The 24,511-nt window shown below is 62.9% G+C and carries 24 protein-coding genes; 16 read left to right on the top strand and 8 right to left on the bottom strand.

Going from position 1 to position 24,511, the window contains the following annotated elements; translation table 11 throughout:
• The first annotated feature begins 60 nt into the window (after positions 1-60).
• Positions 61-291, top strand: a complete 231-nt coding sequence (locus tag AC1D0N_RS24545; RefSeq protein WP_477248537.1) for a hypothetical protein — start codon at positions 61-63, stop codon at positions 289-291.
• Positions 292-400: 109 nt separating this feature from the next.
• Here AC1D0N_RS24545 and AC1D0N_RS24540 read toward each other — a convergent pair whose 3' ends face one another.
• From AC1D0N_RS24540 to AC1D0N_RS24515, 6 genes are all read right to left on the bottom strand, one after another.
• On the bottom strand, positions 401-637 hold the full coding sequence (locus AC1D0N_RS24540) for a DUF680 domain-containing protein (protein ID WP_477248535.1): 237 nt from the start codon (positions 635-637) through the stop codon (positions 401-403).
• A gap of 185 nt (positions 638-822) precedes the next feature.
• Positions 823-1,467: a TetR/AcrR family transcriptional regulator gene (locus AC1D0N_RS24535; RefSeq protein ID WP_477248533.1), complete on the bottom strand. Its 645-nt coding sequence runs from the start codon at positions 1,465-1,467 to the stop codon at positions 823-825.
• 91 nt (positions 1,468-1,558) lie between these two features.
• Positions 1,559-2,335: an SDR family NAD(P)-dependent oxidoreductase gene (locus tag AC1D0N_RS24530; protein WP_477248531.1), complete on the bottom strand. Its 777-nt coding sequence runs from the start codon at positions 2,333-2,335 to the stop codon at positions 1,559-1,561.
• Complete coding sequence (locus AC1D0N_RS24525; protein ID WP_477248529.1) at positions 2,335-3,375, bottom strand: phosphotransferase family protein; 1,041 nt, start codon at positions 3,373-3,375, stop codon at positions 2,335-2,337. Before AC1D0N_RS24525 ends, AC1D0N_RS24530 begins: the two co-directional genes overlap by 1 nt.
• Complete coding sequence (locus AC1D0N_RS24520) at positions 3,372-3,899, bottom strand: MaoC family dehydratase (RefSeq protein ID WP_477248527.1); 528 nt, start codon at positions 3,897-3,899, stop codon at positions 3,372-3,374. Before AC1D0N_RS24520 ends, AC1D0N_RS24525 begins: the two co-directional genes overlap by 4 nt.
• The gene (locus AC1D0N_RS24515; protein WP_477248525.1) at positions 3,896-4,711 is read right to left on the bottom strand and encodes an SDR family oxidoreductase; all 816 of its coding nucleotides are present in this window, start codon (positions 4,709-4,711) and stop codon (positions 3,896-3,898) included. The genes AC1D0N_RS24520 and AC1D0N_RS24515 overlap by 4 nt, the downstream gene beginning before the upstream one ends.
• Before the next feature lie 119 nt (positions 4,712-4,830).
• Between AC1D0N_RS24515 and AC1D0N_RS24510 the strand changes: the two genes are divergently transcribed.
• Together AC1D0N_RS24510 and AC1D0N_RS24505 are read left to right on the top strand one after the other, a co-directional pair.
• Complete coding sequence (locus tag AC1D0N_RS24510) at positions 4,831-6,072, top strand: acyl-CoA dehydrogenase family protein (RefSeq protein ID WP_477248523.1); 1,242 nt, start codon at positions 4,831-4,833, stop codon at positions 6,070-6,072.
• Positions 6,073-6,128: 56 nt separating this feature from the next.
• Complete coding sequence (locus AC1D0N_RS24505; RefSeq protein ID WP_477248521.1) at positions 6,129-7,166, top strand: zinc-binding dehydrogenase; 1,038 nt, start codon at positions 6,129-6,131, stop codon at positions 7,164-7,166.
• 16 nt (positions 7,167-7,182) lie between these two features.
• Here AC1D0N_RS24505 and AC1D0N_RS24500 read toward each other — a convergent pair whose 3' ends face one another.
• Positions 7,183-8,010, bottom strand: coding sequence for a MurR/RpiR family transcriptional regulator (locus tag AC1D0N_RS24500; RefSeq protein ID WP_477248593.1), 828 nt, complete (start codon positions 8,008-8,010; stop codon positions 7,183-7,185).
• A 146-nt stretch (positions 8,011-8,156) separates the two neighbouring features.
• On the opposite strand from AC1D0N_RS24500, the gene AC1D0N_RS24495 reads away from it, so the two are divergent.
• The 13 genes from AC1D0N_RS24495 to AC1D0N_RS24435 all read left to right on the top strand — a co-directional run bounded on the left by AC1D0N_RS24495 (position 8,157) and on the right by AC1D0N_RS24435 (position 24,191).
• The gene (locus AC1D0N_RS24495; protein WP_477248519.1) at positions 8,157-8,975 is read left to right on the top strand and encodes an N-formylglutamate amidohydrolase; all 819 of its coding nucleotides are present in this window, start codon (positions 8,157-8,159) and stop codon (positions 8,973-8,975) included.
• Between the two features lie 18 nt (positions 8,976-8,993).
• Complete coding sequence (locus AC1D0N_RS24490; RefSeq protein WP_477248518.1) at positions 8,994-10,535, top strand: amino acid permease; 1,542 nt, start codon at positions 8,994-8,996, stop codon at positions 10,533-10,535.
• A gap of 65 nt (positions 10,536-10,600) precedes the next feature.
• Positions 10,601-12,157, top strand: a complete 1,557-nt coding sequence (locus AC1D0N_RS24485; RefSeq protein ID WP_477248516.1) for an amino acid permease — start codon at positions 10,601-10,603, stop codon at positions 12,155-12,157.
• A gap of 88 nt (positions 12,158-12,245) precedes the next feature.
• Positions 12,246-13,616 carry a glutamine synthetase family protein gene (locus AC1D0N_RS24480; protein WP_477248514.1) on the top strand — a complete coding sequence of 457 codons (1,371 nt, stop codon included), beginning with the start codon at positions 12,246-12,248 and terminating at the stop codon, positions 13,614-13,616.
• A 167-nt stretch (positions 13,617-13,783) separates the two neighbouring features.
• The gene (locus AC1D0N_RS24475; protein WP_477248512.1) at positions 13,784-15,172 is read left to right on the top strand and encodes an aldehyde dehydrogenase family protein; all 1,389 of its coding nucleotides are present in this window, start codon (positions 13,784-13,786) and stop codon (positions 15,170-15,172) included.
• A gap of 17 nt (positions 15,173-15,189) precedes the next feature.
• Entirely contained in the window at positions 15,190-16,362 is a 1,173-nt protein-coding gene (locus AC1D0N_RS24470; RefSeq protein ID WP_477248510.1) for an iron-containing alcohol dehydrogenase, read from the top strand.
• 240 nt (positions 16,363-16,602) lie between these two features.
• Positions 16,603-17,709, top strand: a complete 1,107-nt coding sequence (locus AC1D0N_RS24465; RefSeq protein WP_477248508.1) for an ABC transporter substrate-binding protein — start codon at positions 16,603-16,605, stop codon at positions 17,707-17,709.
• 63 nt (positions 17,710-17,772) lie between these two features.
• Positions 17,773-18,687, top strand: coding sequence for an ABC transporter permease (locus tag AC1D0N_RS24460; RefSeq protein ID WP_112559240.1), 915 nt, complete (start codon positions 17,773-17,775; stop codon positions 18,685-18,687).
• Positions 18,684-19,475 (top strand): ABC transporter permease, encoded by a 792-nt coding sequence (locus AC1D0N_RS24455; RefSeq protein WP_477248506.1) that lies wholly within the window; start codon positions 18,684-18,686, stop codon positions 19,473-19,475. Before AC1D0N_RS24460 ends, AC1D0N_RS24455 begins: the two co-directional genes overlap by 4 nt.
• Positions 19,476-19,505: 30 nt before the next feature.
• Positions 19,506-20,570, top strand: coding sequence for an ABC transporter ATP-binding protein (locus AC1D0N_RS24450; protein ID WP_477248504.1), 1,065 nt, complete (start codon positions 19,506-19,508; stop codon positions 20,568-20,570).
• Positions 20,571-20,785: 215 nt separating this feature from the next.
• Positions 20,786-22,339, top strand: coding sequence for a cation:proton antiporter (locus AC1D0N_RS24445; protein WP_477248502.1), 1,554 nt, complete (start codon positions 20,786-20,788; stop codon positions 22,337-22,339).
• 87 nt (positions 22,340-22,426) lie between these two features.
• Positions 22,427-23,338, top strand: coding sequence for an endonuclease/exonuclease/phosphatase family protein (locus AC1D0N_RS24440; RefSeq protein ID WP_477248500.1), 912 nt, complete (start codon positions 22,427-22,429; stop codon positions 23,336-23,338).
• A 7-nt stretch (positions 23,339-23,345) separates the two neighbouring features.
• Positions 23,346-24,191: an EamA family transporter gene (locus AC1D0N_RS24435; protein ID WP_477248498.1), complete on the top strand. Its 846-nt coding sequence runs from the start codon at positions 23,346-23,348 to the stop codon at positions 24,189-24,191.
• On the opposite strand, the gene AC1D0N_RS24430 is transcribed toward AC1D0N_RS24435, so the two are convergent.
• Positions 24,178-24,495, bottom strand: a complete 318-nt coding sequence (locus AC1D0N_RS24430) for a Dabb family protein (RefSeq protein ID WP_477248496.1) — start codon at positions 24,493-24,495, stop codon at positions 24,178-24,180. The genes AC1D0N_RS24435 and AC1D0N_RS24430 overlap by 14 nt on opposite strands.
• Positions 24,496-24,511 lie beyond the last annotated feature (16 nt).

Below are 24,511 nucleotides of genomic sequence, written 5' to 3'. Positions count from 1 at the left end.
GCTCCGGGAACGTCTGCCGCGCAGGATCGTTCTGCGTCAGCAAGTCGAGGGAGAAGGCCGATGCCGTCGAAATCCGCGCCGAAATCACCGGCCAAGAAGACGCCGGCCGTCCGCTCGCTCGAACATGAGCAGCATCACGAAGTGAGTGCCGAGGAGGAACTCGAGGAAGGTCTCGAGGATACGTTTCCGGCCAGCGATCCGGTGTCGATCACCGCAACGTCCATTTCCGGTGCGCCAGCAAGACCCGGCAAGGCCAAGGTCGTGGCGGGAATGAAGAAACCCAAGAAATAGATCCCAGCGGGCTGCAGCGGAGCGGGCCGAAACGGTTAGGAAAACGGCGGCCAGGATATCCTGCCGCCCTTTGTCGTTGTGCCGTTCGTGGTCGGGCTACCGGGTCGGCTCAGAACGAGCTGGGCACGATCCACGGATTGATCTCGATGCCGAGCCGCGGGCCCTTGCTGTCGGCCTTGGCGTCGGACTTTTCGACCGAGCCGGTCGCGCTGCAATCGAGCTTCACATTGGTCTTGGTGTCGACGCAGACAGCAGCGGGTACGTGCTTGCTTGGCTGGCTCGTGCCGGCGAAAGCGGCGCCCGAGAATGCCAGTACTGCGGCGAGGGTGAGGATTGTCGTTTTCATCGTCAGTCTCCGTTTTCGACCGTTGAATTCTCTTCCGTACATGTACGGTGTGACGTACAGATACGCCTGCAGATCGCGAAGTTCAAGCCGAAATCGTACGCGTACGATAAATTTTTTGTTAACCAAGAAACTCGCCCTTGGTTTGGCTGGGAGGTTGGCGAGGAAATAGGGAGACGAAAGGCCGTTCAGCAGTTGACGGGCGTCTCGGTCAGTGGCGTCACGTTTTGCGTGCTGAGCGTGGCCAGCGTGAAATCGCACATCCGCTTCACGAAAGCCTGCGGATCGCCGAAGGGGTAAAACGGAAAGGTGATCAGCAGCGAGATCGTACCGTGGCCGACTGCCCACAACATGGTGGCGATGGCACGCGGGTCGCCTTGCAATTTGCCGGCGGCGACACAGGCCTCGACCCTTGAGATCAGCACCTTCATCGCCGGGTTGCCTTCTTCCATGTCCTCGTAGCTCCTGCCTTCCGGCAGCTTGGTCTTCTCGGTCATGAACACGGTGCGGTATTCGTTGGGATTGCCGAGCCCAAAGGCGGCATACTCGGTCATCACCGCTTGCAACGCCTCGATCGGATCGTCGGACGGGTGCGCCTCGATGCGTTTGGCGAGGGTCTCGAAAGCATCCTCGGCCAGCGCGAAAAGAATGTCCTGCTTGTCGGCGAAGTAGGAATAGACCGACATCGGTGCATAGCCAACGCGCTTTGCCAGCTTGCGGATGGTCAGGCCTTCATAGCCTTCTTCCTGCACCAGCTTGTGGGCCGCCTCGACAAGCTCCGAGCGCAGTTCGGCCTTTTGTTTCTCGCGGCGTTTCTGGACACTCAGCGGCAATGTCTGTGCCTTTGGTTGGTTGGTGCCTGGCCAAATTATATACGCTGTACGAAAACGGACAAGGGCGCGGGAAGTTCCCATGCGGCATGCGTCAGATCGCGCCGACGCCGCCGTCCACCGCCAGCGCATGGCCGGTCATGAAGGAATTGGCGGGGTCCGCGGCAAACAGGATGGCGGTGACGATCTCGTCGACTTCGCCGACCCGCTTCATCGGCACGCCGCGCGTCAACTCGGCCAGCGCCTCGGCTTCCGGCGCGCCGGACATGCGCACGAAGCCGTCGACCATTGCCGTTCTTGTGTGCGCCGGGCAGATGGCGTTGATGCGCACGCCCTTGGTGGCGTATTCGGCCGCCGCCGATTTGGTCAGGCCGACGACGCCATGCTTGGCGGCGGCATAGACCGAGAGTTTCGGGGCGCCGACCAGCCCGGCGACCGAAGCGATGTTGACGATGGCGCCGCCCTTGCCGGTCGCCCTGAACTGCCGCTCCATTTGCGGGATCTGGTGCTTCATGGCGTAGAAGACGCCAAGCAGGTCGATCTCCAGGACGCGGCGCGCCTCATCCGAGGCCAGTTGCGGCAGGCGCACCAAGCTCTGGACGATGCCGGCATTGTTGACGGCGACATCCAGTCTGCCGAACTTTTCGACCGCCAGTGCCACCAGCGCTTCCGACACCGCTTCGTCGGCGATGTTGCCGGGCAGGATCGCCGTCTCCGTACTGAGCGTGGCAGCGAGGCTTTCCAGCGTAGCGTGATCCACGTCGGAAAGGATCAGCCGCGCGCCTTCAGCAGCAAAACCTTTTGCCGCGCCGCGACCGAGGCCGCCGGCGGCGCCGGTGATCAGCACCGTTGCTCCGTCAAAACGGCCCATCACGTCTCCTTGTCGATCAGTTTCACCGCGAGACCGGCGAGCAGCTTGACCGCCTCGCCATAGGTTTTGGCCTTGTCCGGATTGGAGGCGTTGCCATCCAAAGCGCGCTTGTAGACACCCTGGCAGATGGCAGCCAGCCGGAAGAAGGAGAAGGCGAGGAAGAAGGTCCAGTTGCCGATGCCGGCCAGCCCGCGGCGTTGGCAATAGGCGGCGACGTAGGCTTCCTCGGAGGGCAGGCCGAGGGCGGCACGGTTGATGCCGTCAAGGCCGCGAAAGCCTGACGCATGCGGCAGGCGCCACTGCATGCACTGATAGGCGATGTCGGCGAAGGGGTGGCCCGATGTCGACAGTTCCCAGTCGAGCACCGCCAATACTTTCGGCTCAGTGGGGGCGAACATCATATTGTCCAGCCGGTAGTCACCATGCACCAGCGAGACCAGACCGTCATCTGCCGGCATGTGCGTCTCCAGCCAGGCAATCAGCCGATCCATGTCGGCAACGTCCCCGGTTTCGGCGGCGCGGTACTGGCTGGTCCAGCGCGTCAGCTGGCGTTCGAAATAATTCCCCGGGCGGCCGAAATCGCCGAGCCCGGCTGCTTCGACGTCGACATCGTGCAAGGCGGCAAGCGTCGCGTTCATGGCATCGTAGATGGCGGCGCGTTCATCATTGCCGGAGGCCTCCGGCAGCGCCGGGTCCCAGAAGATGCGGCCATCGACGAAGGCCATGACATAGAACATGCGGCCGATCGGCGAGTCTTCGTTCGAGAGATGCAGCATGTCGGGCACGGGCACCGCTGTGCCGGCAAGCGCCTTCATTACCCGGAATTCGCGATCGACCTGATGGGCGGACTTCAGCAACTGGCCCGGTGGTTTGGCGCGTAGCACATAGCGGCCACTTGCCGCCGTCAGCAGATAGGTCGGGTTCGACTGTCCGGATTTGAACTTTTCGATCGAACGAAGTCCGGCAAAACCGGGGATTTCCGCCTCGAGGTAAGGCGCAAGCGCTGCCTGGTCGAGCGCGTTCGGGTCGCTGCCGCTCATGCGGTCTCAGGCTGGCGCTCGATCAGCGTCAGCGTCAGCCAGCGCGCCGTCAGCGCCGGCTTCTTCGAACCCTCGATCTCGATGGTCACGTCATGCGCTGTCTGCACCCAGCCCGACGGCCGGACCTTGACGTCGGCGAGCACGAAGCGGGTGCGGATGCGCGCGCCGGTCTTTACCGGCGCCAGGAAGCGCAGCGAATCGAAGCCGTGGTTGACGCCCATCTTGCCGTTTTCGAGCGGCGGCATGGTCTCGAAGGTCATCGCCGACAACAGCGACAGCGACAGGAAGCCGTGGGCGATGGTGCCGCCGAACGGCGTCTCCAGCCTGGCGCGCTCGGGATCGCAATGGATGAACTGGTGATCGTCGGTGGCGTCGGCGAACTGGTCGATCATGCGCTGCGAGACCACCCGCCACGGCGACACGCCGACTTCCTTGCCGACACTGGCCAGAAGCACATCGAGACTGATCGGTTCCACTGCGATGTCCTCCACTTCAGCCGCCGGCGTTCCGGTCGGTTGTATCATTCCTTGAACAGCGTCAGCCCATGCTGCACCGACTGCCCGCCATCGATCGGCAGGATGGCGCCGGTGACATAGCTGCCAGCACGGCTGCACAAATAGAGCGTTGCGCCGGCAATGTCATCCGGCGCGCCGATACGGCCGATCGGAACATGGCCGCCGACATGTCTGGCCTGTTCCTCGCTGCCGGTGGCAAAAGCGGTCATCCGGCTCTGGAAAGGCCCCGGGGCGAAAGCGTTGACGGTGATGCGGCGGGCGGCGAACTCGATTGCCAGCGTGCGCGTCAGATGGTGCACCGCCGCCTTGGAGGCGGTGTAGGAATAGGCGTCTTCGGCGAGCGGCTGGGTGCCCATCACCGAACCCAGATTGATCACCCGTGCCGGATCGGCATCGCTGGCGGCGGCGTCGAGCAGCGGCAGCAATTCGCGCGTGAGATGGAAGACGGCGGTGACGTTGACGCCGAACACTTTTGCCCAGGCAGGGTAGGGGAAGGTTTCCAGCGGCGCGCCCCAGGAAACGCCGGCATTGTTGATCAGGATGTGCAGTTTTTCGGTGCGTGCCTTGACCTCGGCGACGAGGGCCGCGATCCCAGCCTCGCTGGAGACGTCGCCGGCAAAGCCTTCCGCCCGGCCGGGGCTGCCAAGCCTATTCAATTCTTCGGCGACCTTGATGCAATCCTCGCCCTTGCGCGAGGCGATCATCACCGTGGCGCCGGCTTTGACCAGCGCAGTTGCCGCCATGCGGCCGATGCCGGTTGCGGCCCCGGTGACCAGCGCGGTCTTGCCGGCAACCGAAAAAAGCTCGTCCAGATAGCTCATCGCAGTTCCTCCGCGCCTCTCCCCTCGGGGCGAAAGGGCTCGCGTTGACAAGGCTACCCGAAGTACGGTCATCCTTGCCACGGGTAAAGTGCCCAGATGCGTGAAAGGGTTAGAGACCGATGGCGGAGATGAATCTCGGCATGACCGAGCGGCTAAAGCCGATCCACGCGCGCGTCACGGCGATGGTTCGCGACGAAATCATGCCGCTGGGCGAGGAATTCCTGGCCGAAATCGGCAAGGATGGCGACCGCTGGGTCTACACTGCGCGCCAGACCGAAATCCTCGAAGGGCTGAAGAAGACCGCGAAAGAGCGCGGCCTGTGGAATTTCTGGCTGACCGGCTCGGAGCGCGGCTACGGCCTCTCCACCGTCGAATACGCCTACCTCGCCGAAGAGATGGGCAAGGCGCATCTTGGCGCCGAGACCTTCAATTGCTCGGCGCCCGACACCGGCAATATGGAGGTGCTGGAACGCTACGGTTCAGTGGACCACAAGAAGGCGTGGCTGGAGCCGCTGCTTGAGGGACAGATCCGCTCGGCCTATCTGATGACCGAGCCGGATGTCGCCTCCTCCGACGCCACCAACATCGCCATGCGCTGCGAGCGGCAGGGCGACGACTATGTGCTGAACGGCGAGAAATGGTGGGCGTCAGGCGCCGGCGATCCGCGCTGCGCCATCTACATCGTCATGGTCCGGACTGGCGGCGACGGCGAGCCGCAGCACCGCCGGCATTCGATGGTCCTGGTGCCTTCCGACGCAAAGGGCGTGACCAAGGTTCGGGCGATGCAGGTCTATGGCGACGACGACGCGCCGCACGGCCATATGCATCTGAGGTTCGACAATGTGCGGGTGCCGGCCGCGAACCTGATCCTCGGCGAGGGCAGGGGTTTCGAGATCGCGCAAGGGCGGCTTGGGCCCGGCCGCATCCACCACTGCATGCGCGCCATCGGCCAGGCCGAGATGGCACTGGAGATGCTGTGCCAGCGCTCCGTTCGCCGCGAAGCGTTCGGCCAGCCTCTGGCCAAGCTCGGCGCCAATTTCGACATCATCGCCGAATGCCGCATGGAGATCGAGATGGCGCGGCTGCTCTGCCTCAAGGCGGCGTGGATGATCGATCAGGGCGATGCGCGGGCTGCCGCGCCGTGGATCAGCCAGATCAAGGTGATCGCGCCGCGCGTCGCGCTGAGGGTTACCGACGAGGCGGTGCAGATGTTCGGCGCGCAAGGCATCAGCCAGGACACGCCACTGGCGCGCTCTTGGACGCATTTGCGCACGCTGCGCCTAGCCGATGGGCCGGACGCCGTGCATCGCCGGCAGGTGGCGCGGACCGAGCTGAAGAAATACACGCAGGAAAAGGTCTGAGCGACGGCTCAGCTGGCCGCGTTGCGGTGTTCTGGCGGTAACCAAGGAGTATCCCGATGGCCATCCCCTCCGAGATGAAAGCGTTGCTGTTGGTCGGCGACGGCTACACCAAGACGCCGAGCGGCAGCGTGCTGGAGGCAATGGAGCCTTATCTCGAACAAGGCACGGTCGCGGTGCCGACGCCGGGGCCTAGCCAGGTGCTGATCAAGGTCAGCCTCGCCGCGATCAATCCGTCCGATGTCGCCTTCATCAAGGGTCAGTACGGTCAGCCGCGCGTCAAGGGCCGGCCAGCCGGTTTCGAGGGTGTTGGAACCGTCGCGGCGACCGGAGACGAGCCTTACTCCAAGAGCCTTGCAGGCAAGCGCATCGCTTTCGCCACCGGCCTGTCGAACTGGGGCGCGTGGGCCGACTACGCGGTTGCGGAAGCCGCAGCCTGCATCCCGCTTCTCGACACGGTGAAAGACGAGGACGGCGCGGCGATGATCGTCAACCCGATCACCGCCATCGCCATGTTCGACATCGTCAAGCAGGAGGGCGAGAAGGCCTTCATCATGACCGCCGGCGCCAGCCAGCTGTGCAAGCTGATCGCAGGCCTTGCCAAGGAGGAGGGATACAGGCCGATCGTCACCGTGCGGCGCGACGAGCAGATCCCGCCGCTGAAGGAGATCGGCGCGGCGCATGTGCTGAACGAGAAGGCGCCGGATTTCGAGGCGACGCTACGCGAGGTGATCAAAGCCGAGCAACCGCGCATCTTCCTCGACGCGGTGACCGGGCCGCTGGCCTCGAACATCTTCAATGCCATGCCGAAGCGCTCGCGCTGGATCATCTATGGCAAGCTCGATGCAGACACGACGGTCATCCGCGAGCCCGGCCAGCTGATTTTCCAGCACAAGCATATTGAGGGCTTCTGGCTGAGCGAATGGATGCGCCAGTTCCGCGACCGCCGCGGTCCGGCGATCCTGGAGGCGCAGAAGCGGTTTTCCGACGGCCGCTGGTCGACCGACGTGACGGCCGTGGTGCCGCTGACTGATGCGATGGCGAAAGTGCCGGCAGAACTGGCCAAGCCCAATGGCAAGGTGTTCATCAAGCCATAGTCAGCGGGTTGCCTCGTTATCGCAGGCTTTCCAGTTCGCGGATGCGTTTGGCGCCATCGGCCTCGAGCTGTCTGGTGACGGCGCCGATCAGCGTTTCGACAACGACGAAAAGCGCTGCTGAGGAGTCCCAGGCTGACGGCACGGCGGTGCGCCCTGCGATGACATGGCGAGCGAAGCGGGCGATCGGCGACAGCCATTGGTCGGTGAACAGCACGATCTGCACACCGCGCTGGTGCGCCGTTTCGGCAAGACGGACCAGGCTGTCCTGGTAGCGCCGGATGTCGAAGATCACCAGCACGTCGCGCTTGCCCATGTCGATCAGCCGGTCGCGCCAGACGCTTTCCTGTCCGGCGAGGTGGAAGACATTGGGCTGGACGATGGCGAGATGAGCGGCCATGTAGCGCGCCAGCGGATCGGTGAAGCGGCCGCCGATCAGGAAGGTCTTGCCGCGCCGGTCGGCAAGCTTGGCGACGATGTCGGCCAGTTGCTTGTCGGACAGGTGCCTGAACGTCTCGCGCATATTGTCGAGTGTTGCTTCCAGCATCGGCGATACCGGGCCGCCGCCCTGCGACTGTGGATTGAGCGTCCGAATAGCCGGCGATTGCAATTGCGCCGCCAGTTCGTCCTGCAGGGCCGACTGGAACTCCGGGTAGTTCTGGAAGCCGAGCCGGGCGACGAAACGCAGGATGGTCGGCGAGGATACGCCGGCCGCAGCCGAGAATTCGGCGACCGTCTTCAGGCCGATCAGCGGATAGTTGGCAATCAGCGTTTGCGCGGCGCGCCGTTCGCTTGCCGGCATCGTGCCGATGCGGTCCGAGATCAGTTCGGCAATGCTGGAAATCATGTTTTCCCCACCCTTGGCCTGGCCGACACTGCTTTCCCGAATTCGCATTTGACAAAGCCGGTCAAACTGTATGAAATCATCCACAGGGACGCAATGAGGCAAAATACGTAACATACGATACAGCGCTCCCCAGGGGACGACAGACAATGGAGACAGCACGGCCCGCCAGCCTTGCATCGTCAAACTCCGTCAGGGTGACGAACCCGGGTGGATCGAGCCCATTCGTGCTGACCTGCGACCATGCCTCCAATTTCCTGCCGCCGGAATTCGGAACGCTCGGCCTTCCTGCTGAAGACCTTACCCGTCACATCGCCTGGGATCCTGGCGCGCTGCCGGTTGCCCACCGCATGGCCGAGGCGCTCGATGCGACGCTGGTCGAAACGCGTATTTCGCGCCTGGTCATCGACTGCAACCGCCCGCTCGACGCGCCCGACCTGGTGCCGCCGGTCAGCGAAACCACCGCAATACCCGGCAATACTGGTCTCTCGGAAAAGCAGCGCGCCCAGCGCATCGCCTTGTCGTGGCAGCCCTTCCATGACGCGGTCGCAAATATCGTCGACGCTAGACTGGCGCGCGGTCGGGAAACCCGGCTGGTTTCGGTCCATTCCTTTACCCCGATCTACAAGGGCAAAAACCGGCCCTGGCACATCGGTATCATCCATGACGAGGATCGCCGATTGGCGTCGCCGCTGATCGCCGCGCTCAAGCGGCTCGCCGGCGTCACCGTCGGCGTCAACGAGCCTTATTCGCCGGCCGACCGGGTCTATTTCACACTGGAGCGCCATGCGCGCTCGCGCGGCCTTGCCTGCGCGATGATCGAAATCCGCAATGACGAAATCTCCGGCGAGACCGGGCAGCGGAAATGGGCGGATCTGCTCACAGGCATTTTTCTGGATCTGGAGCCCGAGGAGGCCAAGGGCTCTCGAACAAGCGCAGTCGGAAAGTCAGTTCAATCGGCCAGCTAGAAACAACAGGGGACGAAAATGGCAGGACCGGATACATCAGACCATGAGAGGTCGGAGGACGTAAAAACCCTCCATAGCATGGGCTATGCCCAGGAGCTGGCTCGCCGCATGAGCGGCTTCTCAAACTTCGCAATTTCCTTTTCGATCATTTGCATTCTGGCGGGCGGCATCACGTCCTTCCCGCTGGCCATGGCGACCGGAAGCGGCTTCGAGGCGACTGTAGGCTGGGTAATCGGTGGCGTCTTTGCACTTATCGTCGCTGCGTCCCTTGGCCAGATCGGCTCGGCCTACCCAACGGCCGGCGGCCTCTACCACTGGTCGTCAATTCTTGGCGGGCGCGGCTGGGGCTGGGCCACGGCCTGGATCAACCTGCTCGGGCTGGTCTTCGTCGTCGCCTCGGTCAATGTCGGTGTCTATGCACTCTTCAAGGACCTTGTCTGGGCCGGCGTGTTCGGTCACGACGTATCCCCCTGGGGGTATCAGGAGCAGGTGATCGGCGTTGTGATCATTACGGTCGCGCAGGCACTGATCAACCACTTCGGCATCAAGCTCACCACCATACTGACGGACTTCTCGGGCTACCTCATTCTGGTCGTCGCCGTCGTGTTGACCGCGATGTTCCTGATCTGGGGCGCAAGCTGGGATTTCTCGCGGCTCACAACCTTCGTCAACAACACCGGTGATGCAGGCGCCGGTTATGTTCCCACCGCACGGACGGCACTCGTCGCCTTCCTGATCGGCCTGCTCTACCCGCTCTATACGATCACCGGCTTCGATGCTTCGGCCCACACGTCCGAAGAGACCCACAATGCCCGCGTGGCGGTGCCTCGCGGCATGATCCATTCGGTTCTGTGGTCGCTGGTTTTCGGCTTGGTCATGGCGGTCTCGTTCGTGCTGGCCAGCCCCGATCTGGCGGCAACGGCCAAGGATGGCGCCAATGCCTGGTTCAACCTCTTCAACAACCTGCCGGCACCATTCTGGCTGAAGAGCATCATTGCCATCGCGATCGTACTGGCGAACTTCATCTGCGCGCTGGCTGGGCTCACGTCGACCTCGCGCATGATCTTTGCCTTTGCACGTGATGGCGGGCTGCCCGGTTCGTCGGTGTGGAAGACTGTCAGCCCGACATGGCGTACGCCGGTGGCGGCGATCTGGCTCGGAGCGGTACTCGCAGTCGCAGCGACATTGTACTCGCCGGCGTTTGCCGCACTGGCTGCCGGCTGTGCATTGTTCCTCTATGTGTCCTACGCCATGCCAGTAGCTGCCGGCCTGCTTGCGGAGGGCAAGAGCTGGACCGAATTCGGTCCATTCCGTCTTGGCATCTGGTCCAAGCCGTTCGCCGTCATCACGGTACTTGGTGTTCTGGTCCTGATGTATGCTGGCATCCAGCCGCCTTTCGACATCCTGATCAACTATGCCGTCGGCCTGATTATTCTGCTTGTGGTTCTGTGGTTCGGCATCGAATCGCGCCGCTTCAAGGGCCCGCCGATCGGCGCCGACATTGCTCGCCGCGCGGTGGAGATCGCGGCCGCAGAAAAGGCCGTCGGCCAGACGGTGTAATGCAAACACAATCGCCCGATCGGCTGAGGTCGATCGGGCGTCTAACAACAATCAGGGGACTTCAAATGGCAGCACCGGGTTATACAGACGTTGACAAGGCGGAGGACGTAAAGCACCTCCACAGCATGGGCTATGCCCAGGAACTGGAGCGGCGGCTTAGCCGCTTTTCGAATTTCGCCGTTTCCTTCTCGATCATCTGCATCCTGTCCGGCGGCATCAATTCGCTGGCCCAGGCAACCTCCGGCGCCGGTGGCATCGGCATCGGCATCGGCTGGCTGGTCGGCTGCTTCGTTTCGCTGACTTTCGCGGTCGCCATGTCGCAGATCAGCTCGGCCTATCCGACGGCCGGCGGCCTCTATCACTGGGGTTCGATCCTCGGCAATCGCGGCACAGGCTGGGTTACGGCCTGGCTGAACCTGCTCGGCCTGATCACCGTGCTCGGCGCCATCAATGTTGGCACCTGGACGTTCTTCGTCGGCGCCTTTGGCCCGGCGCTCGGAATTGAAGGCACGCTGCTCAATCAGATGATCTTCCTGGTCATCATCACCGGCGCCCAGGCACTGATCAACCATCTCGGCATCAAGCTGACGGCAAAGCTGACCGACTTTTCGGGCTACCTGATCTTCTTCGGCTCGATCCTGATCGCTGTCGTCTGCCTGGCCTCTGCCGAGACCTGGGATTTCAGCCGTCTCTTCACATTCCACAACTACTCCGGCGAGGCTGGCGCCAGCGTCTGGCCGTCCGTCTCGAACGCTTGGGTATTCGCGCTCGGCCTGCTGCTGCCGATCTACACCATCACCGGCTACGACGCTTCGGCGCACACCTCCGAGGAAACCATCAAGGCGGCCTCTTCGGTGCCGCGCGCGATGGTGATGTCGGTCGTCTGGTCGGCAATCTTCGGTTACCTGTTCCTAGCTGCCTTCGTGTTGATGATCCCAAACATGGACGATGCAGCCAAGCAGGGCTGGAACGTGTTCTTCTGGGCTTTCGACCAGCGCGTCAGCCCCGGTCTCAAGGAGTTCGTATATCTCGTCGTGTTCATCGCGCAGCTGCTGTGCGGCCTCGCCACCGTAACCTCGGCTTCGCGCATGATCTTCGCGTTCTCGCGTGACGGCGGCCTGCCGGGCTCTTCGGCACTCGCCAAGGTCAGCCCGACCTATCGCACGCCGGTGGCGGCGATCTGGACGGCATCCATCCTGTCAGTGCTGTTCGTCTGGGGTTCGACGCTGGTTTCGGTCGCCGGTACCTCGGCCTACACCATCGTGGTGTCGTGTACGGTCATCTTCCTGTTCCTCTCTTTCACCGTGCCGATCGTGCTTGGCATGCTGGCCTGGGGAACGCCGAAGTGGGACAAGATGGGTCCGTGGAACATGGGTCGCGGCATCTTCATGCTGTTTGCCGTGTTGTCGATCCTGTCGATGATCCTGATCTTCATCATCGGCATCCAGCCGCCGAACGATTGGGCGCTCTACATCACTGTCGGCTTCTTCATCCTGACGGCAATCATCTGGTTCGCTTTCGAGCGCAATCGCTTCCAGGGCCCGCCGCTCGGCGACATCATCGCGGCGCGTCAGGCAGCCATCAAGGCCGCTGAACAGGCGGTCGGCGAAACCGGCCACTGAGATCACTCATCATGGCCATGGCCGGCATCGTGCCGGCCATGGTTTCATTCAACTCGTTCAAAAGACCAAGCGCTGGAGTGCCAAAAGAATGGCCGGAAATTTCTCGTTCGATCAGTTGAAGAAAGCGGTCTCCAGCGGTGAGATCGACACGGTGCTGGCCTGTATAGTCGACCTGCAGGGCCGGCTGGCGGGAAAGCGTTTCCTGGCCCAGTATTTCGTCGATTCCGCCCATGACGAGACGCATGGCTGCAACTATCTGCTGGCAGCCGACATCGATATGGAGCCGGTCCCGGGCTACAAGGCGGCGAGCTGGTCGAAGGGTTATGGCGATTTCGTCATGAAGCCGGACCTGGCGACGCTGCGGCGCATTCCGTGGTTGGAAAAGACCGCGCTGGTGATCTGCGACGTGCTCGACCATCACACCCATGACGACCTGCCACATTCGCCGCGCGCGATCCTCAGGAAGCAGGTCAAGCGGCTGACGGAGCGCGGCTATATCGGCTATTTCGCCTCCGAGCTCGAATTCTATCTGTTTAACGAGACCTACGATTCCGCCCGCAAGAAGCATTGGCAGGGCCTCGACACGGCCTCGCCCTATATTGGCGACTACCAGATCGGCATCACCACCAAGGAAGAAGGCGTCATGCGCCGGCTTCGCAATGAGATGGATGCGGCCGGCATCCCGATCGAGAACTCCAAGGGCGAATGGGGTCCGGGCCAGGAAGAGATCAATGTGCGCTATGCCGAGGCGCTCGAGATGGCCGACCGCCACGTCATCCTGAAGAACGGCGCCAAGGAAATCGCCGAGTCTGAAGGCAAGGCGATCTCCTTCATGTCGAAGTACAATTACGGGTTGGCCGGCAATTCCAGCCACATCCACAATTCGCTGTGGAGCGCCGACGGCAAGACGGCGCTTTTCTTCGACAAGAAGGCGGACTGGACGCTGTCGACGCTTGGCCAGCAATGGGGAGCAGGTCAGCTCAAATACGCCAAGGAGTTCACCTGGTTCCTGGCGCCCTACATCAACTCCTACAAGCGCTTCCAGGCCGGCACATTCGCGCCGACCAAGATCATGTGGAGCGAGGACAACCGCACCGCCGGCTTTCGCCTGTGCGGCGAGGGCACCAAGGGCATCCGCATGGAATGCCGCATCGGCGGCGCCGACCTCAACCCCTATCTCGCTTTCGCAGCATTGATAGCCGCCGGCCTGGCCGGCATCGATGAAAAGCTCGAACTGCAAAAGCCCTTCGTCGGCGATGCCTATCAGGCGTCGCGGCTGCCGGAGATCCCGAAGACGCTGCGCGACGCCACCGAGACGCTGGCGAAATCGAAGATGCTGAAGCAGGCGCTCGGCGAGGACGTGCTCGAACACTATGTCCACACCGCAAAGTGGGAGCAGTTCGAATACGACCGCCGGATTACGGATTGGGAACTGCACCGGGGGTTTGAGCGGTACTAAGCTTGCCCTGAACGCCCTTGCCCTCTCGCCGTGGACAACAGGGGCGCCGATGCCGGAGCTCCATTCTTCCCCCCGTCACCATACGGGGAGAAGGTGCCGGCAGGCGGATGAGGGGCAGCGCCAAGTCATATGATTTTCGATTGTTACAAAGTGCGAGGACTTAAAGAATGACCGAAACGGTCAAGATAAAATCCCCCATCGATGGCTCGATCTATGCCGAACGGCCTGTCGCCACCGACCAGGCCATCAACGCCGCCGTCGAGCGGGCCAAGGCGGCGCAGGAGAAGTGGGCGCTGACACCGGTCGTCGAGCGCGGCAAGTATATGCTGGCTATGCTGGAAGCACTGGTCGCGATGACCGACGAAATCGTGCCGGAGATCGCCTGGCAGATGGGCCGCCCGGTGCGCTATGGCGGCGAGTTCGGCGGGGTCAAGGAACGCACCAACTACATGGTCGAGATCGCGGAAGCCGCTCTCAAGCCGGTTCTGGCCTCGAATCCGAAGGACGGGTTCCGCCGCTATGTGAAGAAGGTGCCGCTCGGCGTGGTCATGGTGATCGCGCCGTGGAACTATCCGTATCTCACCGCCGTCAACACCATCGTGCCGGCATTGATGGCCGGCAGCGCCGTCATCCTCAAGCATGCGGCGCAGACGCTTTTGGTCGGCGAACGTTTTCAGCAGGCTTTCGACAAGGCCGGCCTGCCCAAGGGGCTGTTCCAGAACATCGTCCTGGACCACAGCCAGACCGAGAAGCTGCTCGGTTCGGGCAAGATCGACCATGTCAATTTCACCGGCTCGGTCGGCGGCGGCCGCGCCATCGAAAGGGCGGCGGCCGGCACCTTCATGACGCTCGGCCTCGAGCTTGGCGGCAAGGACCCGGCCTATGTGCTGCCCGATGCCAAGATGGACCATGCCGTTGCCAATCTGGTCGACGGCGCCTTCTTCAATTCCGGCCAGTGCTGCTGCGGCATCGAGCGCGTCTATGTCCACGAGAGGGTCTATGACGAGTTCGTCGAAGGCTTCATCGCCGAGACCAAGAACTATGTCGTCGGCAACCCGCTTGATCAGGCAACCACAATGGGGCCGATGGCGCAGGCACGCTTCGCCGATCTGATCCGCGAGCAGAAAGCCGAGGCGCTGCGCAAGGGCGCCAAGGCGCACATCAACATGAAGGTGGCCAACGACCAGGCAGGCTCGCCCTATCTGGCGCCGGAGGTGCTGACGCAAGTCGACCACCAGATGAGCGTCATGCGCGAAGAAAGCTTCGGACCCATCGTCGGCATCATGAAGGTGCGCAACGACGAGGAGGCGATCGCGCTGATGAACGACAGCCCCTATGGGCTGACGGCCTCGATCTGGACGCGCGACACCGACCATGCCGCGGCGATCGGCGACCGCGTCGAGACCGGCACCGTGTTCATGAACCGTTGCGACTATCTCGATCCGGCGCTGGTGTGGACCGGCGTCAAGGACACCGGCAAGGGCGCGGCCCTGTCGGCCATCGGTTACGACAATCTGACCCGGCCGAAGTCGTTCCACCTGCGTGAAACCATCTGATTTTCTGAAAGACAAAAATGTCCAAGCTCATCTCGAAATGGAATTTTCCCACCACCGTCCGCTTCGGCGCCGGGCGCATCAAGGAACTGCCGGATGTGCTGGCGGCCACCGGCATCAAGCGGCCGCTGTTCGTCACCGATCCGGGATTGGCCAAGCTGCCGGTCGTTGCTTCGACACTGAAGATCCTCGACGATGCCAAGGTGCCCTACGGAGTGTTTTCCGAAGTGAAGCCGAACCCGGTCGATTCCAATCTCACGGCTGGCATCGCCGTGTTCAAGAAGGGTAAGCATGACGGCGTCATCGCTTTTGGCGGCGGCTCGGCGCTCGACCTCGGCAAACTGATCGCCTTCCAGGCCGGGCAGACGCGGCCGGTGTGGGACTTCGAGGATGTCGGCGACTGGTGGACGCGCGCCGATGCCGATGCGATCGCACCGATCATCGCCGTCCCGACCACCGCCGGCACCGGTTCGGAGGTCGGCCGCGCCGGCGTCATCACCAATGAGGCGACGCATACCAAGAAGGTCATCTTCCATCCGAAACTGTTGCCGGCCATCGTGATTGCCGATCCGGAACTGTCGGTCGGCATGCCGGGCTTCATCACCGCCGGCACCGGCATGGACGCACTCGCCCATTGCCTCGAAGCCTATTGTGCACCTGGCTATCACCCGATGGCTGACGGCATTGCCGTCGAAGGCGTCCGCTTGGTGTTCGAGAACCTGCCGAAGGCCTATGCCAACGGCAAGGATCTCGTTGCACGCGCCCACATGATGAGTGCGGCGGCCATGGGCGCGGCTGCTTTCCAGAAGGGGCTGGGTGCCATCCATTCGCTGTCGCATCCGATCGGCGCGCTCTACGACACCCATCACGGCATGACTAATGCCGTGTTCATGCCCTATGTGTTGGCCTTCAACCGCGATGCAATCGACGAGCGCATCGCCCGGCTGGCCGCCTATTGCGGCATCAAGGGCGGGTTCGACGGTTTCTCCAAGGCGGTCATCAAATTGCGCAAGGAACTGAAGGTGCCGCATGCGTTGCCGGGCCTGATCAAGGGGCTCGACATGGACAAGAAGCGCAAGGGCCTGATCGCCGACATGGCGGTGGTCGATCCTACCGCCGGCGGCAACCCGGTCAAGCTGACCAAGAAGGCGGCGCTGACGCTGCTGGAAAATGCTATCGCCGGCACCGTCTGAGGCGGATTTGGTGCCGGAATATGATTTGGAAAACGAGGGGAAAGGAAGGGGAAGGGGCGAAAGGCATGCAGAAACTAGTTAGCCGGAAAAATAATCGCGAGGCGATTGCTACGACCGGTTAAAAAGAGTTTACTTTTTCGTACTGCGGGCGCCGGTTTCACAAAGCTTTCATCTGGCTGTCACATGAAAACGATACCGCATCGCAGGCGTCCAACGGCGTCAGTTCAATGGAGAGAACACATGTTCAAATTCACGGGGAAAGTGCTTTCCCTCTCGGCCGCGACCCTTTTTGCGTCGTCGGCGATTTCGTCCGCAGCGTCGCTGGACGATCTCGTCAAGGCCGCAAAGGCGGAAGGCCAGCTCACCACCATCGCCCTGCCGCATGACTGGTGCGGCTATGGCGCCGTCATCGACGGCTTCAAGGCGAAATATCCTGAAATCACCATCAACGAACTCAACCCCGATGCCGGCTCCGGCGACGAGGTCGAGGCGATCAAGGCCAACAAGGACAACAAGGGCCCGCAGGCGCCTGACGTCATCGACGTCGGCCTGTCCTTCGGTCCAACCGCCAAGGCCGACGGCTTGATCCAGCCCTACAAAGTGTCGACCTGGGACTCGATCCCCGACAGCGCCAAGGATGCCGACGGTTTCTGGACCGGCGACTACTACGGCGTGCTGTCCTTCCTGGTGAACAAGGACCTCGTCAAGGAAGCGCCGGCCGACTGGGCTGACCTGCTGAAGCCGGAATTCGCCAACACCGTGGCGCTTGCCGGCGACCCGCGCGCCTCGAACCAGGCCATCCAGGCTGTCTATGCCGCCGGCCTTTCCGGCGGCGCGGCTGCGGGCGAAGCTGCCGGCACCGCTGGCCTCGACTTCTTCAAGAAGCTCAATGCCGCCGGCAATTTCGTGCCGGTCATCGGTAAGCCGGCGACCCTGGCTCAAGGCCAGACGCCGATCCTGGTGACCTGGGATTACAATGCACTTGCCGGCCGCGACACGCTGAAGGGCAATCCGCCCGTCGACGTCGTCGTGCCGAAGACGGGTGTCGTTGCCGGCGTTTACGTGCAGGCGATCAGCGCTTTCGCACCGCATCCGAACGCTGCCAAGCTCTGGCTGGAGTATCTCTACTCCGACGAAGGCCAGATCGGCTGGCTGAAGGGCTATTGCCACCCGATCCGCTTCAACGATCTTGCCAAGAACGGCAAGCTCCCGGCCGACGTGATGGCCAAACTGCCGCCTGCCGAGGCCTATGCCTCGGCAGTGTTCCCGACGCTCGACGAGCAGGGCAAGGCCAAGGAAGCCGTCACCAAGAACTGGGATGCCGTCGTCGGCGCCAACGTCAAGTAAGGCTTGAAACCAACCGGGCGGCCCAGCGGCCGCCCGGTGTTCCTCGGAGACGGTAGCCGGCGCATGACAGATCTCTCGCTTTCCGATCACGCAGTTGCCGGGAAGACCGCGCCGCCCAGCGAGGCGCGCGCATTGCGACTGCCGACGCAATGGCTCGGCGTTGCGCCATTCTTCATCTTCGCCATCATGTTCCTGATCCTGCCCACGCTCTACCTGATGCTGGGCGCCTTCCAGAACGATGCCGGCGAATTCACGTTCGAAAACATAGCGGCATTGGCGCAGCCATCGATTGTCGCCGCCTACTGGATCTCGCTCAAAGTCAGCCTTTCCTCGGCATTGATCGGCGCCTTCGCAGGTCTTGCCATCGCCATCGCCATCGTGCGCGGCGGCCTGCCGGAGTGGATACGCTCGGCAACGCTAACTTTCTCCGGCGTTGCTTCCAATTTCGCCGGCGTACCGCTGGCCTTCGCCTTCCTCGCGACACTCGGACGGCTCGGTCTCGCGACGGTGCTCCTCAACACCGTATTCGGCCTCAACATCTACGCGCACGGCTTTAACATCCTGTCGTTCTGGGGCCTGACGCTGACCTATGTCTATTTCCAGATCCCGCTGATGGTGGTCATCATCACGCCGGCGATCGACGGCTTGAAGAAGGAATGGGGCGAGGCCGCCGCGACGCTCGGCGCCACCCAGGCGCAATACTGGCGCATGGTGGTGATCCCGGTGATCTGGCCGAGCTTTCTCGGCACTGTTATCCTGCTCTTTGCCAATGCATTCGGCGCCATCGCCACGGCCTATGCCCTGACCGGCTCCTCGCTCAACATCGTGCCGATCCTGCTCTATGCGCAGATCCGCGGCGACGTGCTGCACAACGCTCATCTCGGCTATGCAATCGCCTTCGGCATGATTGTCATCACCGGACTGGCCAATGTGTTCTACATCTGGTTCCGGACGCGTTCGGAGAGGTGGCTGAAATGAAGTCCGGCAAATTCTGGGCCTGGGTCGTCTTCGCGCTGGGCGCGGCCTATTTCTTCATCCCGCTGATCGCGACGGTGGAATTTTCCATGCGCATGCGGCGTGGCGAGTATTCTTTTGACGCCTACAAAATCGTGCTGGGCGACGCCCATTTCCAGGCGACGTTCGGCTATTCCGTGGTTGCCGCCATCTTCACCATCATCCTCGGTGTGCTGATCGTGGTTCCCGCCGCCTACTGGATTCGACTGCGCCTGCCGCAACTGCGGCCGATCGTCGAGTTCATCACGCTGCTGCCGCTGGTCATTCCGGCCATCGTCATCGTCTTCGGCTATATCAGGATGTACGGTTCGAATTCGCCGCTGCCGTTCCTGGCGACCGACATGGGTACCAATGCCTTGCTGGTCATCGGCTATGCGATGCTGGCACTGCCCTACATGTACCGCGCCGTCGATACCGGCCTTCGCACCATTGACGTCAGGACGCTGACGGAAGCGGCCCAGATCCTGGGCGCCGGTTGGGGCACGATCATTGGTCGAGTGATCCTGCCCAATGTGCTGATCGCGGTGTTATCGGGCGCCTTCCTCACCTTCGCCATCGTCATTGGCGAATTCACCATGGCCAGCCTGCTCAACCGGCCCGCCTTCGGCCCCTATCTGCAAAACGTTGGCGCCAACCGCGCTTATGAGCCGGCGGCGCTTGCCATCATCGCCTTCGCCATCACCTGGGGCTGCATGTCGCTGATCCAGATACTGTCCCGCTTTGCGCCGAGATCGGCGAACCGCCCAAACTGATCGACAAAGTACTGATCGAAAGAAAAAGCCATGGCCGACCCATTCCTCTCCATCCAGCATGTGCGAAAATCCTTCGGCGCCACCACAGTGGTCGAGGATTTCAATCTTGATGTCGAGCCGGGCGAGTTCGTTTCCTTCCTCGGGCCGTCCGGGTGCGGCAAGACCACCGTTCTGCGCATGGTCGCCGGTTTCGAAGAGCCGAGCGCCGGCAAGATTGTCGTTGCAGGCAAGGACATCACGAGGCTGAAGCCAAACCAGCGCAATGTCGGCATGGTGTTCCAGGCCTATGCGCTGTTCCCCAACCTGACGGTGGCGCAGAACATCGGTTTCGGCCTGAAGGTCGCCGGCATGCCCAAGGCGGACATCGATAGACGCGTGGCCGAGATGCTGGACATCATCAAGCTGCCGCAGATGGCCGACCGCTATCCCTACCAGCTCTCCGGCGGCCAGCAGCAGCGCATCGCGCTGGCGCGGGCGATTGCGCCGAAGCCGAAACTGTTGCTGCTCGACGAACCGCTGTCGGCACTCGACGCCAAGGTGCGCGTATCACTGCGTGAGGAAATCCGCTCGATCCAGAAGAAGCTCGGCATCACCACCATCTTCGTCACGCATGACCAGGAAGAAGCGCTATCGATCTCCGACCGCATCGCCGTCATGTATGGCGGCAAGGCCGAGCAGGTCGGCACGCCGTTCGAGATTTACAACCGGCCGGCGACCAAGTTCGTCGCCAACTTCGTCGGCACGCTGAACGTGCTGGAAGGCACTGTCACCGACGCAGCGGCGGGCACGGTGCGCGTCAACAGCGAGGAGGTTCTGCTCAAGGGCAAGCTCAACGGGTCCAAGTCAGGCGACACGCTGTCGCTGGCTTTGCGGCCGGAAGCGATTTCGCTTGGCCGCCAGCCCGGCCGCGATTCCAGCCTGTCCGGTGAAATTTCCGAGGTGCATTTCCTCGGCTCGGTCATCCGGGTTCGTGTCGGCATCGGTGGCAGCACGGTGTCACTCGACACCTTCAACAGCCCAGCCGCTCCGCCGCCGGCTGTCGGCGAGAAGGCTGAGATATCGTTCTCGTCCAGCGACATGCTGGTGCTGCACTAGTAAGCATCCTCAGGGAACTGAGACGGTCGATTCCAGCAGGTGCAATGAACGGCTACAATACAGCCTGAAAGACCGGCAGCGCCTCCATGACCGAGGCTCATATCCTGGCAACCGAGGCCGGGCATACTGCCGGCTGGCAGGGGCTTGCTGGACAATCAACAGCATCTTGCCAACTCACCCCTGCCAACAATGCCGCTTCGCGGCTACGATAGGTCATGGCGCTTTTCGAACTGACACTCGTCCTCCTCCTGATCGCTGTCGCGCTGACCGGACTGTCGCGGCGTCTGGAGATTCCCTACCCTTCGCTGCTGGCTCTCGCAGGGGCTGGCCTCGCCTTCGTGCCTGGCGCACCGACGATCGAGATCGACCCGGAGCTGGCACTGGCGCTGTTCATCGCGCCGGTGCTTCTGGATGCCGCCTACGACACGTCGTTGCGCGATCTCAACCGCTACCGGCTGCCGCTCGTGGCTCTGGCGCTCGGCGCCGTCATCTTCACCACTGCCATCGTTGCTTTCGTCGGCTGGAAAATGGCCGGGCTGCCGATCGCGGCGGCCATTGCACTCGGCGCCATCGTCGCGCCGCCCGACGCGGTGGCGGCAAGCGCCGTGCTCGGGCAGTTCAAGGTGCCGCACCGCATCACCGCCATTCTGCAGGGTGAGAGCCTGCTCAACGATGCCACCGCGCTCCTGATCTACCGGTTGGCGGTTTCGGCAGCGCTCGGCGCGATCATGCTGAGCAGCGCCATTCCGACGATCCTGTTGTCAACGATCGGCAGCCTGGTCGCGGGATATCTGCTGGGCCGCTTCTCATTGCTGACGCTCACCCGGATCGAGGATGCGGCGAGCAGCACGGTGATACAGTTCGCCGGGACGTTCGGCGTCTGGATTCTGGCCGACAGGCTGGGACTTTCGGCCATCATCACCATCGTCGTCTATGCCATGACCCTGGCCCGCAGGGCGCCGCGCCGCATGTCGGCAAGGCGGCGCGTCAGCACCTATTCGGTGTGGGAGTCGGCGGTCTTCGTGCTCAATGTGTTGGCCTTCGTGCTGATGGGCCTGCAGGCACGGTCGATCGTCGGCCGGCTTGCCGGGGACGGACAGGGCGAAGCCTTCGTCTTCGCCGCAACGGTGCTGGGCGTCGTCGTCGTGTCACGCCTCGTCTGGGTGTTGGGTTTTGGCGTCATCATGCGATGGTTTGCCCGCTTCGGCAGTGAGGAACAAAGGCGAGATGCGCCAACGGTTCGCGGCGGCGTGCTTGTCGGCTGGTGCGGCATGCGCGGGCTGGTGACGCTGGTGGCCGCCATTGCCTTGCCGGCCAACTTCCCGGGACGCGATCCGATCGTGCTGGCCGCCTTCGCGGTCGTTCTCGGTACGCTGGTGCTGCAAGGCATGACGCTGAAGCCGCTGCTGCGCTGGCTCGCCTTCGATCCGGACACGACGATCGACCGCGAAGTGGCGCAGGCACGTGTCGCCATCATGCAAGCCGCGCTCAACGTGTTGAGCGGCAAGACGTCGAATGCCGCTGCTGCGGTGCGCGAGCAATATACGGCCCAGCGCACGATCGCCGAAAACCCTGAAAACGCGCAGGCGGCGACGGAGTATGACAGGCTGCGCCTCTATGCCATCAACAGCCAGCGCGATGCGCTGGAGGAACTGCGGCGAAACGGGACCATCGGCGACGAAGCCTATCACCGCCTGGAGGAAGAAATCGACTGGACGGAACTGGCGGCCTCGCCGGCAGGACGGTTCCAGCCGCTGACGACGAATTAGGCTGGCCCAAGCTCCGTCCATCCCGCTGCACATTGCAAGCAAATCGGCGAACCGCTACTTCAATCCGAAAATTGAGCCGGATAAGCAATGAAGCTGGTCAGCTACAACATCCAGTACGGGTTCGGCAGCGACGGCCGCTATGACCTTGCGCGCGCGGCACGCATCGTTGACGGCGCCGACATTATCGCGCTGCAGGAAGTGGAGCGGCACTGGCAGCGGAGCAACGAGGACGATCAGCCGGAGCTGCTTTCCCGCCTGCTACCGGACTACCACTGGGTCTATGGCCCGGCCTTCGACATGGACGCCAGCGAGCAGCGCGACGGCCGCCTCTTCAACCGGCGTCGGCAATTCGGCACCATGGTGCTGTCGAAGCTGCCGATCGTCTGGTCACGCCTGCACACGCTGCCGCTGCGCCGCACGCTGCGTCCGCTCAACACCCGCAACGCGGCGCTCGAATGCATGATCCGCACGCCGGCCGGTCCGGTGCGTTTTCTGTCCCTGCATCTCGCGCATATCGCCGCCGAGGAGCGGCTGGAGCAGATCGACTATCTGCTCGCCGAGCATCGCCGGGCGCCGTCCGACGGCGGCCCATGGAGCGGCGTCGACGACGAACCGGCGCGCAACTGGAGTAATGGCGAAGCGGAGCCGGAAAACCCACTGGCGGCGATCTGGATGGGCGATTTCAACATGGAGCCGGACAGCGCCGAGTATAGGCGCATCGTCGGCAGCACGCCCTATCATCGCGGTGCCGCCTATCTCGACGGGTTCGTCGATGCCGCGGCGGTTGCCAGCGAAGCTCCGGCGGATTTCCACACTCATGTGAAGACCATTGACGGCAGGCTGACAAAGCGCCGGCTCGATCATTGCTTTGTCGGCGGCATGCTTGCCGGGCGCGTGCGCTCGGTCGGCGCCGACATCGGCGAAATCGCCTCGGACCATTTTCCGCTGCGCGTCGACATCGACCTGGAAACGCCACTCGCCATGCAGGGCGGCGGATGAGCCGCCAATGAGCTTGTTCGTCTTCTTCGCCGTGCTTGCCGCCGCCGCCATGCATGCGACCTGGAACGCGCTGGTCAAGGTGCATCTCGACCGCTTCCTGTCGATTACGCTGATGACACTAGGCATGGGATTTGCCGCGCTTTTCGTGCTGCCTTTTGTCGAGTTCCCGAAGGCCGAGGTCTGGCCATTCATTCTCGCTTCGGTGGTGTTCCATATGGGCTACCGGACCTTCCTGATCGGCGCCTACAAGGCCGGCGATTTCGCCCAGACCTATCCGCTGGCGCGCGGCACCGCGCCGCTGCTGGCAGCCTTTGGCGGCATGTTCGTCGTTGCCGAGATTCCCGGCCCATTCGCCATAGCCGGCATCGTTCTGCTGTCGGCCGGCACGCTGGTGATGTCGTTTCGCGGCGGCGTGCATCTGGAAAAGTTCAACCTGCGCGCAGTCGGCTTTGCGCTCGGCACCTCGATCTTCATTGCCAGCTATACGCTGTCTGACGGCAGCGGCGCGCGGCTGGCCGCCACGGCGCAGAGCTATGCCGCCTGGCTGTTCATCTGCGACGCCACATGGGCGCTTGTTCTGTGCGTCGTCTTCCGCGGACCGCAGTCGCTGCCGGTGCTGGCGCGCGACTGGAAGGCGGGGCTTTTCACCGGCGTGCTCAGCGGTGCCGCCTACTGGATCGTGATGTGGGCGATGACCAAGGCGCCGATCGCCTCGGTGGCGTCGCTGCGCGAAACCTCGATCCTGTTCGCCATGATGATCTCGGTGTTCGCGCTCGGCGAGAAGATGACGAGATGGCGCGCTGCCGCCGCGCTCAGCATCGTCGCCGGCGTCGTCGCGCTCAGGATGGGTTGATTTCGAGGTCGAACACCATCAGCCCGTCGGTGCCGCCTTCGAGCGCCGCCACCAGTCTTGCGCCGGCGCGCTGATGCGCTTCATGCACCAGATAGGCGTCGCGCGCGGCGGCATCGCGAAAGTCGATGGTGAAGCCATGGGTGAAGCCGCGCGCGAAAGGCTCGGGGCTGGCATTGGCGCTGAACTCAACCTTGTCCATGCCGTCGATCGCCCAGCGCAATGCCTCGAGATCGGCGTGGATCGCAGTGCGCTCGGCGGCGTCGACATCGTTGCGGAATCGAGCGAAGACACAGTGCCTGATCATTTTTCTGCCCCTCAGG

The organism is Mesorhizobium sp. P2_E10 (assembly GCF_056404235.1).
This window is presented reverse-complemented; position numbering and strand designations above follow the sequence as displayed.